This window comes from Nocardioidaceae bacterium, assembly GCA_018672315.1.
Taxonomy (GTDB): Bacteria; Actinomycetota; Actinomycetes; order Propionibacteriales; family Nocardioidaceae; genus TYQ2.
Genome location: CP076053.1, coordinates 2,829,744 through 2,842,127, shown reverse-complemented (window position 1 = coordinate 2,842,127; position 12,384 = coordinate 2,829,744). Strand labels below are relative to the sequence as shown.

Annotated in this window: 10 protein-coding genes; 6 read left to right on the top strand and 4 right to left on the bottom strand. The window is 72.9% G+C overall.

Annotated elements, in window-relative coordinates:
- Positions 1 to 48: 48 nt before the first annotated feature.
- The 4 genes from KLP28_13715 (at position 49) to KLP28_13700 (ending at position 7,111) form a co-directional block, all read left to right on the top strand.
- The gene (locus KLP28_13715; protein ID QWC84613.1) at positions 49 to 5,577 is read left to right on the top strand and encodes a hypothetical protein; all 5,529 of its coding nucleotides are present in this window, start codon (positions 49 to 51) and stop codon (positions 5,575 to 5,577) included.
- A 49-nt stretch (positions 5,578 to 5,626) separates the two neighbouring features.
- Positions 5,627 to 6,511, top strand: coding sequence for a hypothetical protein (locus KLP28_13710; GenBank protein ID QWC84612.1), 885 nt, complete (start codon positions 5,627 to 5,629; stop codon positions 6,509 to 6,511).
- Between the two features lie 47 nt (positions 6,512 to 6,558).
- Entirely contained in the window at positions 6,559 to 6,795 is a 237-nt protein-coding gene (locus KLP28_13705) for a hypothetical protein (GenBank protein QWC84611.1), read from the top strand.
- A gap of 100 nt (positions 6,796 to 6,895) precedes the next feature.
- Positions 6,896 to 7,111, top strand: a complete 216-nt coding sequence (locus tag KLP28_13700) for a hypothetical protein (protein ID QWC84610.1) — start codon at positions 6,896 to 6,898, stop codon at positions 7,109 to 7,111.
- A gap of 7 nt (positions 7,112 to 7,118) precedes the next feature.
- On the opposite strand, the gene KLP28_13695 is transcribed toward KLP28_13700, so the two are convergent.
- A complete protein-coding gene (locus tag KLP28_13695) occupies positions 7,119 to 7,388 on the bottom strand; it encodes a MerR family transcriptional regulator (protein QWC86985.1) in 270 nt (89 codons plus the stop codon).
- 149 nt (positions 7,389 to 7,537) lie between these two features.
- On the opposite strand from KLP28_13695, the gene KLP28_13690 reads away from it, so the two are divergent.
- Positions 7,538 to 7,972, top strand: coding sequence for an Hsp20/alpha crystallin family protein (locus KLP28_13690; protein QWC84609.1), 435 nt, complete (start codon positions 7,538 to 7,540; stop codon positions 7,970 to 7,972).
- Between the two features lie 543 nt (positions 7,973 to 8,515).
- Here KLP28_13690 and KLP28_13685 read toward each other — a convergent pair.
- Positions 8,516 to 9,256: an ABC transporter permease gene (locus KLP28_13685; GenBank protein ID QWC86984.1), complete on the bottom strand. Its 741-nt coding sequence runs from the start codon at positions 9,254 to 9,256 to the stop codon at positions 8,516 to 8,518.
- 5 nt (positions 9,257 to 9,261) lie between these two features.
- On the bottom strand, positions 9,262 to 9,993 hold the full coding sequence (locus KLP28_13680) for an ABC transporter ATP-binding protein (protein ID QWC86983.1): 732 nt from the start codon (positions 9,991 to 9,993) through the stop codon (positions 9,262 to 9,264).
- Positions 9,994 to 10,069: 76 nt separating this feature from the next.
- Here KLP28_13680 and KLP28_13675 point away from each other — a divergent pair, with 76 nt between their 5' ends.
- Complete coding sequence (locus KLP28_13675) at positions 10,070 to 10,678, top strand: TetR family transcriptional regulator (protein QWC84608.1); 609 nt, start codon at positions 10,070 to 10,072, stop codon at positions 10,676 to 10,678.
- A gap of 3 nt (positions 10,679 to 10,681) precedes the next feature.
- Here the strand turns inward: KLP28_13675 and KLP28_13670 are convergent, their stop codons facing one another.
- Positions 10,682 to 12,343, bottom strand: coding sequence for an amidohydrolase (locus KLP28_13670; GenBank protein ID QWC84607.1), 1,662 nt, complete (start codon positions 12,341 to 12,343; stop codon positions 10,682 to 10,684).
- Positions 12,344 to 12,384: the final 41 nt, after the last annotated feature.

Here is a 12,384-nt window from a genome sequence, read left to right as displayed (position 1 = left end):
GCATCGCGCGGGACACCGACCTCCGAGCTACTCCTGGGGGTCTGATCGATGGGTTGGGGTGGGAACGAGCACGACGTCCCGTTCGACTTCGAAGCAGCCGATGCGCTGATCGCGACCTGCAACAGCGTCGCCGGCGACGTCGAGGACCACGCGCAACGCTGGGCATCGTCGGTCACCACGGCCTGCGTCGAGTTCCGTGGTGCCTTCGCACGGCTGTTCCAGTCGAACGCGACGACCGCCCGCGGCGACGCCGACCAGCTCGCGGCAGCGCTGCGCGACATGGCGGGCAAGGCGCAGGGCCTGCGGGGAAAGGCCGAGGCCGAGCAGCAGCGGCGCGAGGAGGCTCGTGCGTGGTACCGCGAGAAGGAGTCCCTCTCCGGCGACCTCAAGGGCCTCGCACACAACGCCACGTTCGGTCTCGCGTTCTCCGACCACGAGCAGCCTCCGCCAGGGCCGCCCGACCCACCGATGCCCGAGTCCGTCCCTCAACCTCCGGCAGCACCCCGCGAGGCGCCCACCCCGGGCGCTGCCGGCGGCGGGTGGGGCGGCGGCACGACCTCCGCCCGTCCCGAGGATCTGCAGGACTTCTCGACGCGCGCGCACGCCGACGCGGACACGCTCGATCGCCGGCGCTCGGCGGTCGCCTCGGACCTGGACGCCTTCAACGACGGCTCCGAGTGGGGGACGCTCCACGCCGACGGCGTCGTCCTCGCCTTCTCGAAGTTCGGCGAGGCCAACCATGCCGACGCCCGGTGGGCCGCGGCCATCGGCGTCGCCTTCCGGGCCGCCGGCAGCTCCGGGGACGTCTCCACGCTCCCGGACTCGGCCCTGGCCGAGGCGCTGAACCGGGCGGGTGTCGACGCCAGCCGTGAGGACCTCGACATCCCGCCGGCCGTCGCCATCGGTGAACCACCCACCTCCGGCTACGCCGACGACCCCGTCAACACCGCGACCGGCAACTTCGTCCACCACGAGATCGACCTGGGCTTCACCGGCGGATGCGGCGACCTGGCGTGGCAGCGCACGTACAACTCCGTCGTCCTCCCCGATGCCGTCGTCGGCGCCTTCGGGCCGGGCTGGTCGACCTGGGCCGAGGCAGGCCTCACCCTCGAGGACGAGGTCGCCCGCGTACGCCTGCCCGAGGGCCGCGAGATCCACTTCCCCTCCGCCGGCGAGGGGTGGGGTCGCGCCACCGACGGCAACCACTGGCTCGACGCCGAGGGCACCGGTCACCTCATGAGCGACAACGCCGGCGGACGGTGGCGCTTCGACAGCGCCGGCCGCCTCGTCGAGATCTCCCGAGGGCCCGGGGCCGCAGTGACCGCCACCTGGCAGGAGCACAGTCGCGAGGCACGGCTCGTACGCCTCACGCACGCCCGTGGACGCCACCTGGACCTCGAGTGGGACGACATCCCGGGCACCGGCAGCCGCATCGTCGCCGCGCGCAGCAGCGACGGCCGCACCGTCGTCCACGACTACGACGACGCAGGCCGGCTGCGCGAGGTCACCCTGCCCGGAGGCGCGGTCCGGACGTACGTCTGGGACGACGCAGGGCTGCTGCGTGCGGTCACCGACCCCGACGGCGTCGTGGAGGTGGAGAACACCTACGACGAGGCCGGCCGGGTCGCGACGCAGCGCTCACCCCACGGACGCCTGACGCGGTACGCGTACCTCAACGGCCGCGTCACGGTCGTCTCCGACGCCGACGGCACCCGGTCCAACACCTGGATCGCGGACTCCAAGGGCCGCCTCGTCGGCGTCGTCGACGCCCACGACCACCGGCAGTCCACGGCGTACGACCGGCACGGCAACCCCGTCATGCACACCGAGCGCGACGGTGCCGTCACCGTCAGCGCGTACGACGACCGCGGCCGCCTGGTGCGAGCGCAGACCCCGGAGGGGGCCGACCTGCACTGGGGCTGGGACGAGCACGACCGACTCATCTCCGTGACCGTCAGGCGCGGGGCCGAGGAGCTCGGCGCCACGCGGTTGGAGTACGACGACGCCGAAGGACGCACGGAGCGCCACCCCGCTCGGCTCATCGACGGCGAGGGCGGCATCAGCTCCTTCACCTGGCGCGACGGCCTCCTGCGCGAGGTCGTCGACCCGACCGGCGTGCGCGTGGCCTTCACCCACGACGGGCACGGCGACCTGGTCGCGACGACCGACGCCGAGGGGCGTACGGCACGCCTCGAGCGCGACGACCTCGGCCGTGTCACTGCGGCGGTCTCCCCCGCGGGCGACCGCACGGCCTACCGCTACGGACCGGCGGGGCTGCTGGCCGAGCGCCTCGATCCCGACGGGGCGGTCTGGGCCCACGAGCACACCGTCGGTGGCCGACTCGCCGCGGTCGTCGATCCCATGGGGGCTCGCACCGCCGTCGAGCACGACGAGGCCGGTGACGTGGCCCGGGTGATCGACCCGCTCGGTCAGGGGACGACGCAGCGCTACGACGACCTCGGGCAGCTGGCCTCGGTCGAGCTGCCGGACGGCTCGACGTGGCGCTACACCCACGACGCCCTCTCCCGGCTGACCGAGATCACCGATCCGGCCGGGGGCACCTGGCGACGCGACCACGACGCGACCGGGGCGCTGTCGCGGATCATCGACCCCACCGCGGTGAGCCGCCACGTCGAGACCCGCCGCGGCAGCGGTGCGGACCCCAGCACCGTCACCGTCTCCGACGCGCTGCTCGCGACCACCACCCGCCTGGACGTGCTCGGCCGGGTGGTCGCGGAAGTGCGCCCCGACGGCTCGACCGAGCTCCGCCGCCACGACCGCTGCGGCCGTGTCGTCGAGGTCGTCGACGAGGTCGGCGGGTCCACGCTCCTGACGCGCGACGCCGCCGGCAGGGTCACCTCGGTCACGAGCCCCGCGGGCGTGGTGACGCGGTGGGCGTACGACGCCTGCGGTCGTCTCGCGACGCGCATCACCACTGCGCAGGACGACACCGACGCGGTCGAGACCTTCGTGCACGGCGACCACGGCCGGCTAGAGAAGGTCGTCTCACCCACCGGCGAGGTGAGCACGTGGAGCCACGACGCGATGGGGCGGGTCGTACGACGCACGCAACCCGGTGTCGGCACCACCAGATTCGAGCGCGACGCGGTGGGACGCGTCACCGCTCTGTCCGACCCGACGTGCGGGCGTCGACAGTTCGGCTACGACGCCGCCGGCCGCCTGAGCTCCGCGACCGACGCGAACGGCGGCACGACGCACTTCGAGCTCGACGCGCTCGGTCGGGTCGGTGCCGTGATCGACCCGCTCGGGGCGCGGACGGAACGCAGCTTCGACGCCGTCGGCCGTCTGGTCGCCGAGACCGACCCGCTGGGGCGTACGCGCACGTGGGCGTACGACGCCGCCGGTCGTCTCGTCGAGCACGTCGACGCGACCGGGGCTCGCACGGCCTGGACCCATGACGCGTCGGGCCGGGAGGCGAGCCGTTCCGCGATCGGCGCGGACGGTGACGCCACCACCGTGCACGTCGCCCGCGACATCACCGGACGGCGGCTGCGGCTGACGGAGTCGGGCACCCGCGGCACCCGCGACCACGAGCTGTCCTTCGACCCGCGCGGCCTGCTCCTCTCCCGGAGCCGGGACGGGGCCGGGGTCTCCTGGACCTACGACGCCGACGGCCGCACCACGGGCGTGACCCGTCCGGACGGGACGACCACGCAGCGTGCGTACGGCTCGGACGGTCGGGTGGGCCGTGTGGAGCACCCGCTGCTCGGCGCGATCGAGCTGACCCGCGACGCGGCCGGCCGGGTCGTCAGCGCCCGGGAGACCGCCGGGGGCGGCCGCCGCCACGAGTGGCGCTTCGAGGACGGCTGGCTCGCCTCCGTGGTCACCGGCGCCACCGCGTCCGACCCCGGTGCGATGACCTGGCTCGAGCGCGACTCCGACGGCCGCGTCACAGCGGTGCGTCGCACCGGTGACGCGGTCGACTCCTACGACTTCGATGCCGCCGGGCAGCTCGTCGGCGTCCGGCAGGACGGCGTTCGTACGCGCTTCCGCTACGACGCCGCCGGGCGTCTCGTCGCCGAGACCCGCGACGAGGCCGGCCCGCACGAGGACCCGCACCGCACCATGTGCCACCGGACCTTCGACGCCGCCGGACAGCTCGTGAGCACCGAGACCGACGGCGAGGTCACCACGCACGTCTACGACGCCGCCGGTCGCCGCGTGGCCGACCGCCGTCCCGACGGCTCCGCCACCGAGTACGCCTGGAGCGTCGACGGACTGCTCGCACGGGTCGTCACGGTCGGCGCCGACGGTGCACGGCGTACGCGCGAGCTCTCCGTGGACGCGCTCGGCGAGCTCGCCGACATCGACGGCACCCCCGTGTGGTGGGACCCCACCGACCCCTGGCACGCCCTGCTCGAGCTCGGCGACGCACCTGTCGTCGCCGCCGGCCCGCTGCACGGTGTCGACGGACGCTGGCAGTCACCGTCGTGGCGGCCCACCGCCACCGGCGACGGCTCCGACCCGTGGCAGCCCGATGCCGTCTCCGGACCGGGACCGGCGTCGCTGACCGCCGCCGGCGAGCTGCTCCTCGACGGCCTGGAGTGGCTGCACGCCCGCGCGTACGACCCGGCGACGCGCAGCTTCCTCTCCCCCGACCCCCTCCCGCCCGTGCTCGGTGCCGGGTGGGCCGGCAACCCCTACGCGTACGCCGGCAACGACCCGTTGCACGCGCTGGACCCTCTCGGGCTGTCGCCGGTGAGCGACGCCGAGCTGCAGGCCTACCGCGAGGCGAACCGGGCACCGATCTTCAAGGCGGCCGACGCCGTCGGAGAGTTCGCCAAGGACAACTGGGAGTACGCCGTCGCGGTCGCCGCGGTCGCGGGCGGGGTCGCCCTGGTCGCCACGGGAGTCGGCGGGCCCGCCGGCATGGCGCTGATCTCGGGTGGCATCGACGTCGGCATCCAGAAGGCCACGACCGGCGAGGTGAACTGGAAGCAGGCGGCGGTCTCCACCATCGCGGGAGGCGTCGGCGCCGGGGTCGGCACCGCGCTCGCCCGCAACGCCGCCATGTCGGTGGGCAGGCGGGTGGCCATCAACGCCGCCGTCGACGGGACGGCGAACATGGCCAGCTACGTGGCGCAGAACGGCCGCAACAGCTCCGTCCGGGGGCTGCTCGGCTCGTTCGCCGGCGGGGCGGTCGCAGGCTCCGCCAGTCAGTACGGCGGACGCGCCGCGAACTACGCCGAAGACATCGTCGGCAGCCGGCTGAACGCCACGGCGACGCGAGCGCTCACCGAGACGACCGTCGACTTCGGGGCGGGCTTCACGGGGTCGACGACCGAGCAGCTCATCTCCGACGGTTCGGTGAACCTCAACGAGGCATCCCTCAAGGGCGGCGTCGCCGGCGTCGCGGGCAACACGGGGCGTGTCATGGAGCAGCTCGACCCCGCCGGTCCGAGAGTTCTCTCAGGAAGGCACCAGGCCGACGCCATGGGACGACCGTGGACAGCCTTCCGGGAGGACTGGGGCTCCCAGGGCAGCGGGGTCGCGGTCACCGCCGCCGGCGACAGGGCCATCGACGGGGCCGAGCAGGGTGAGCTCCTCGGCCTGTGACGGGGCGTGGAAGGGGCGTGGAAGGGCTGGACGGGATTAGAGTCGCGGCATGACGAGCGTCCCTGACGGTGCCACGCGTTACGACCGCATCCAGGGCCGCATCCGTCGATCCACGGTCGTCGAGACCGGCCTCTTCGTGGTGGCGGTCGGCATCGCGGTCGTCCTCCCGCTGCTGAACGGGGCCGACCCGCTGCTGGTCGCGGGCATCTTCGCGGCAGCGGCCGCGATCTCCGCTGCGACCTATCTCCTGCCGGGCCGGTTCCGCTGGCCCGTGGTCATCGTGGTCGCGGTCGCCGGGGCCGCGATCGTGGTCCCCCTCACCGAGGACGGCACGTCGGCTCTCGTCTGGTTCGCTGCCTTCTTCGGCTGCCAGATCCCGGTCAACGCCATGACCAGCCGCGCGCAGTGGAGTGCGCGCCTGTCCACCGCGGTCGGCGCCCCTCCCTCGGCCGCGCATCCGCAACGCGGGGACAAGGTCGACCACTTGGCTCTGTGGACGACCACGGAGCACGACTTCGAGGCCGTCGACCCGGCCTGGGAGACCCTGCGCGACGCCCTGCACCGGCTGGACGGCCGCGACCGCACCCTCCTCATGCTCTGGCGGGGCCCTCACCGCCTTGCCGTCGGTGGCGACGCAGCCGGTCAGATGATCGTCATCGGCACCAACGACCAGGGCAGGTGGATCGCGCTCCAGTCCTCCGCGAAGCCTGAGGACAAGACGTTCCGTCAGACGCTCGAGGACGGTCGCGACATCCCCTTCGCCACCGAGCTGGTCCGCACCCCACCCCAGCACGTCGTCGGCATCGACCTCGCCGAGCAGGCGCTGCAGCACCTGCACCGCACGGGAAGTCAGCACCCCGACCTCACCTGGTGGCGAGACGTCACCGTGCTGCAACACCTGCGGCCGAAGGAAGTGCTCCTCAACGACGCGTGAGAGCCCACCTGCCCGTCGACGTGGCGGCGTTCCGGCATCCTTGGCACGTGACGAGAGAGCCGCACTCCCCACCGACGCCCGCGGGCCGCTTCTACGGCACGCTCGCCCTCGCCCTGCTGGTCCTGATCGCGGGTCTCGTGCTGCTCGTCGACGTGTCGCGTGACCACCCGGCCGTACGCATCGGCTTCAGCGTCGCGATCGCCGCCGTGCTCGCGCTCGGGGTCAAGGACGCCGGCGAGCGCTTCCGCGCCCGCCGGGCGGAGCGGAACGCCTCGGAGTCCTAGACCAACCGCGTCGTCGGCCGCGTCGTCGGTCGTACGCATGGGTAGTGCACGCCTGGCCCGCGCTCCCCGCGGGCACCGCACCCACCCCGAGGAGCACCGCATGGCCGAGCACGACGACAACCAGGACCTCACCGGTCGCATCGACGACGCCGAGGAAGCACGGGCGACCTCGGACGACTCCGGCGCCGCCGCGGCCGGTGAGTACGACGCCGCCGAGGGCTCACCGCACCAGGAGGCACCGGCCCCGTCGGGAGACCCCGCGGACGTGCTCGTCGAGGACGTCCCGACGCAGTCCGAGGACCCCGAGCGCCGCTGAGCGCGGATCAATCACCCCGGTGCCCGGGCCGGCGAGCGAGCTGGTGCTCGAGGTGGCGTACGCGCTCCTCGAGCGCCAGCACCCGGGCGATGCCGGCGAGGTTCAGCCCCTCCTCGAGCAGGTCACGGATGCGGTGCAGCACCGCGAGGTCGTCCTCGGAGTACAGCCGCGTGCCGCCTGCAGTGCGGTCGGGCGCCAGGAGGCCGCGGCGCTCGTACACGCGGAGGTTCTGCACCTCCATGCGCACCAGGCGGGCGGCGACGCTGATCGCGTACACCCCGTCGTCGGATCCTGCAGACACCTGGTCAGTTTCCCTTGCATCTGGAATATCGACAACCTATAACTGTTGATACAGATACGAGGCCGCTCCGGCGTCCTCGTCCCCATCCACCGCGGCTCGTGCCGCACCCGTGAGGAGGAAACCCCATGCTGCTCCGTCCCACCGACCCCTTCCGTGAGTTCGACCGGCTCGCCGCCCAGCTGACCGGCACCACCAACCGTCCCGCGGTCATGCCGATGGACGCCTGGCGTGAGGGCGACCGCCTCGTGCTCGAGCTCGACCTCCCCGGCGTCAGCACCGAGTCCCTCGACATCGACGTCGAGCGCAACGTGCTGACCGTGCGCGCTGAGCGCGTCGCCCGCAACGGCGACTGGGAGCGCCTGGCCTCCGAGCGCCCGACCGGCGTCTTCAGCCGCCAGCTGGTGCTCGGCGACAACCTCGACCTCGAGCGCATCGAGGCCTCCTACGACGCCGGCGTGCTGCGCCTGGTCGTGCCGGTCGCCGAGAAGGCGAAGCCGCGCAAGATCGAGGTCGCCGGCCTGCCTGCCCGCGAGAGCGAGGCCGCGCAGATCGAGGCCTGATCCTCGGGTCGGACCACCTGTCGGCGAGCCCGGACCGCAGCAGCGGTCCGGGCTCGTCCCGTCACCGTCCCTGGAATGTCGAGTCGCGCTGCTCGCGGAACGCTGCGCCCCCTCGACGTCGGGGGCCCAGCGAGGTCGGCCGGCGCGACGGCGTCGATGACGCGTGAGGCGATGCCGAGCCGCCCGCACTCCGCGGCCGTGTCCGGTCGCCGACGATCGCGACCGCCATGGCCTTGCCGCGTCCGAGGATCGCCGGCAGGTACACCGTCGCTCCCCCGTCGGGCATCAGACCGATCGCCCTCGGACGCGTTCTTCAGGTGGGTGGCGGGCTCATGACGACGAGGTCGGCGCACATCGCGATCGAAGTGCCCACACCGACGGTGACCCCGATGACGCGGGCGACCACGAGCTGGGGCGCGGCTCGGCGGGCAAGCACCCACAGGTTCAGGCTGTCGAGCGGGGGGGGTGTCGGCGCCGCCGGTGGACTCGATGCGTACGCCCGGGGTGCTCGTGGAGGTCATCGACCGAACCCCCATCCCTGCCTCACGCGGTGCGCCGGCGGAGCGTCGCCGCACCCAGCACGAGGACGCCGAGGGCGAACGCCGTCACGACGGCCAGGTCGGCGAGCGGCGCGGCGACGTCGGCGCCGGCCGTGAGTGCTGTCATCGCGTCGGTGGCGTACGACAGCGGCAGCACGTCGCTCAGTGAGCCCAGCACCGATGGCAGCTGGTCGCGCGGCACCAGCAGACCGCAGAGCAGGATCTGAGGCACGACGACCAGCGGCATGAACTGCACGGCCTGGAACTCGCTGTCGGCGTATGCGCTGACGAACAACCCGAGGGCCGTGCCGAGCACGGCGTCGCCGACCGCCACGACCAGCAGGAGCCAGACCGGACCGGCGACCTGCAGGTCGAGCAGCCACACCGAGACGGCGACGGCCATCGACGCCTGAGCGGCGGCGACGCCGGCGAAGGCGAGAAGGTAGCCGAGCAGGAAATCCAGCTTGCCCATCGGCATGGCGAGGAGTCGCTCCAGGGTCCCGCTGCTGCGCTCGCGGAGCGTGGTGACGCTGGCCACGAGGAACATCACGATGAACGGGATGATCGCGAGCAAGGCCGGCCCGAGACGGGAGAAGACCCGCGGGTCCTGGTCGGAGTACATCCACCACAGCAGCGTCACGATCAGCGTCGGCACGAGCAGCAGCATCGCCGCGGTCCGGGCATCGCGTCGCAGCTGTGCCACCACGCGCACCGCCACAGCCAGCGTGATCCCGGGACTCCACATCGCGGTCATGCCGCCGCCTCGCCGACCATCGTCAGGAAGGCCGACTCGATGTCCTCAGACCCTGTGCCTGCCCTGATCGCGTCCGGGGTGTCGTGGGCGAGCACGGCGCCGTCCCGCATCAGCACCAGCCGATCGCAGCGCTCGGCCTCGTCCATGACGTGACTGGAGACGAGCACCGTCGCACCATCGGCGGCCAGACGGTGGAACAGGTCCCACAGCTCCAACCGCAGCACCGGGTCGAGGCCCACCGTCGGTTCGTCGAGCACGAGCAGCTCGGGCTCACCCAGCAGCGCGACGGCGAGGCTCACGCGTGACCGCTGCCCGCCCGAGAGGCGGCCGACCACCTGGTCGCGCTGTTCGTCGAGGGCGACAGCGCCCATCACTCGATCCGCCGCTGCCGGCGCCGCGCGCAGGACGCGAGCGAAGAACCGCAGGTTCTCCGCGACCGTGAGGTCGTCGTACACGCTCGCGGCCTGGGTCACGTAGCCGACGCGATCGCGCAACGCCGGGGCGCCCGCCGGCGCGCCCAGGACGCGCACACTTCCCGAGGCCACCCGTTGGACGCCCACGATCGACCGCAGCAGCGTGGACTTGCCGCACCCGGACGGCCCGAGCAGACCGGTCACCCCCGAGCGGATCTCCAGGTCGAGGTCGCAGAGCACGGTGCGCTGCGCCCGCACCACCGTCAGGGCGCGGATCTCCACGGCGGCACCCGCCGCTTCGTCGTTATTCATCATACGTTGAATATCTGCTTCGGACGTCTCCACGTCAAGGGCGTGCGCCAGACCGGCTCACGCTGCGTAGCCTGCGCTCATGAGCCGCACCAGTCGCGCCGGGCGTCGAGGGGCATCCAGCACCGCCCGCGACGACATCGCGAAGGCCGCCCGCGCACTCTTCGGCGACGTCGGCTTCGACACCGCCACGATGCGCGGCATCGCCCACCGCGCCGGGGTCGACCAGGCGCTCATCGGCTACTTCTTCGGCTCCAAGCAGGAGCTCTTCGCGCAGGTCATGGATCTGCCACTGGACCCCGCGGTCGTGATCCCGCACGTCACGTCGGGCGGACCTCGCGAGGTCGGCGAGCGTCTTGCGCGAGTCGTCCTCGAAGCTCTCGACGACCCCGCGCGCCGCGCCGTCATCGAGGGCATGGTGCGGTCCGCGGCCAGCCACCCCCACGCGGCCGCGATGATCCGGGACCGGATCACCGCGACGGTGCTGCTCCCGCTCGCGTCAGCCGTCGCCGGCGGGGCCGGCGAGCAGAACGACGCGGAGCTGCGCGCATCCCTGGCGATGTCGCAGGTGCTCGGGCTGGTGATGGCCCGACACGTCGTGGCACTCGAGGTGCTGCAAGCCGCCTCGACCGACGTGCTGATCGCGCAGGTCGCCCCGACCCTGCAGCGTCACCTCGTCGGCGGACCGTGAGGGTCAGTCCCTCGTGAAGACCCGGTCGCCCCGCGACCAGGCCCCCACCGGGTCGGCGCGTCCGATGTGGTCCTCGTGGGCGTCGAAGGGATCCTCGTCGAGCACGACGATGTCCGCCGAGGCGCCGACGCGGATGTTGCCGGAGTCCTCGAAGTGGTTCGCGTGCGCGGCACCCGAGGTGTAGGCCTGCAGGGCGTACGTCAGGCTCAGCGCCTGATCCTCACCCATCGGCGGCTCCTCCTCGGACTCGTCCGTGCGTCGCGAGGAGCGGTTGACGAGCACGTGCACGGCTTCCATGGGCTCAGGCGGGTTGATCGGCCAGTCCGAGCCGCCGGCGACCAGCGCGCCCGTGCCGACGATGTCGGCGAAGGGGTACTGCCAGCCCAGCCGCTCCTCGTCGAGGTAGGGCTTCACCATCTGCACCGCCGGGGTGTTGGCGCGCGCCCACATGCCCTCGACGTTCGCGATCGCCCCGAGGGTGCGGAAGCGGGTGCGGTCCTCCGGGCGTACGAGCTGCAGGTGCGCGAGCTGGTGCCGCTGCGGGCTCCAGCCGTTCTGCCGTCGGGCCGCGGCGATCGCGTCGAGCGAGGTGCGGACGGCCCGGTCGCCGAGGGCGTGGAAGTGGGCCTGGAAGCCGGCCGCGTCCAGGGCGATGACGGCGTCCTGCAGCTGCTGCGGGCCCATGAACGCCAGACCCCGCTCCCCTCCCTCGCACGGGCAGCGGGCGCCGCCGAGATACGGCTCGTCGACCGCCATGGTGAAGGTCTCCGAGACCCCGTCGACCATCAGCTTCACCGAGCCGGCGTCGAGCCCGGCCGCGGCGAGCCGCTCCCGCTCTGCCTTGAGCGCCTCGATCTGCTCGACGCCCTGGTGGCGGTCCCAGAACAGCGCGAGGCGTACGCGGGCCGTCAGGTCGCCGGTGTCGACCAGGTCGAGGTAGGCCTGGGTGGGGTCCTCGAGGTTGGCGTACCCGCCTACCAGGGCGTCCTGCCAGCCGACGATGCCCCAGGAGTGCAGGAAGGACTGGGCGTCGCGCAGGGCGTCGGCGCGCTCCTGCCGGCCGACGTCGACGAGGTCGTGCACGAGCAGGGCCGCGGCCTCGCGCAGCGTGCCGGTCGGGTTGCCGTCGTCGTCGCGCTCGATCCAGCCGTCCGGCGGGTCGGGCGTGTCCTTGTCGATGCCTGCGAGCTCCAACGCGCTGGTGTTGACCCACGCGTTGTGGTGGTCGTTGCTCGGCAGGAACGCCGGCCGGTCCGGGCAGACACGGTCGAGCATCTCGGCGGTCGGACCGGTGTGCTGGTCGAAGTGCTCGAGCGACCAGCCCCCGGCGCGCAGCCAGTCGTCGCGACCGGCGTCGGAGTCCTCGACCAGGGTCTGGATGCGCTCCAGGCAGGCGTCGGCGCTGTCGCAGTCGGTGAGCAGGCCGTTGCGCAGCTCGAGCCCGCCGACCATCGGGTGCACGTGGGCGTCGTGGAAGGCCGGGAGGATCAACCCGCCCTCGGCGTCGAACTCCTCGACGGGGCCGCCACCGACGGACATCTCCTCACGGACCGTCTCCAACGGGCCGACGGAGTGGATGGTGTGGCCGCGTACGCCGACGGCGTGGTCGCCGAGGTAGGCGAGTCCGTCGAAGAGGCGTCCGTTGGCGAAGATCGTGTCGGGCATCAGCCCATGCTCACACGCCCGGGTCCTGGCCGGCACGACCG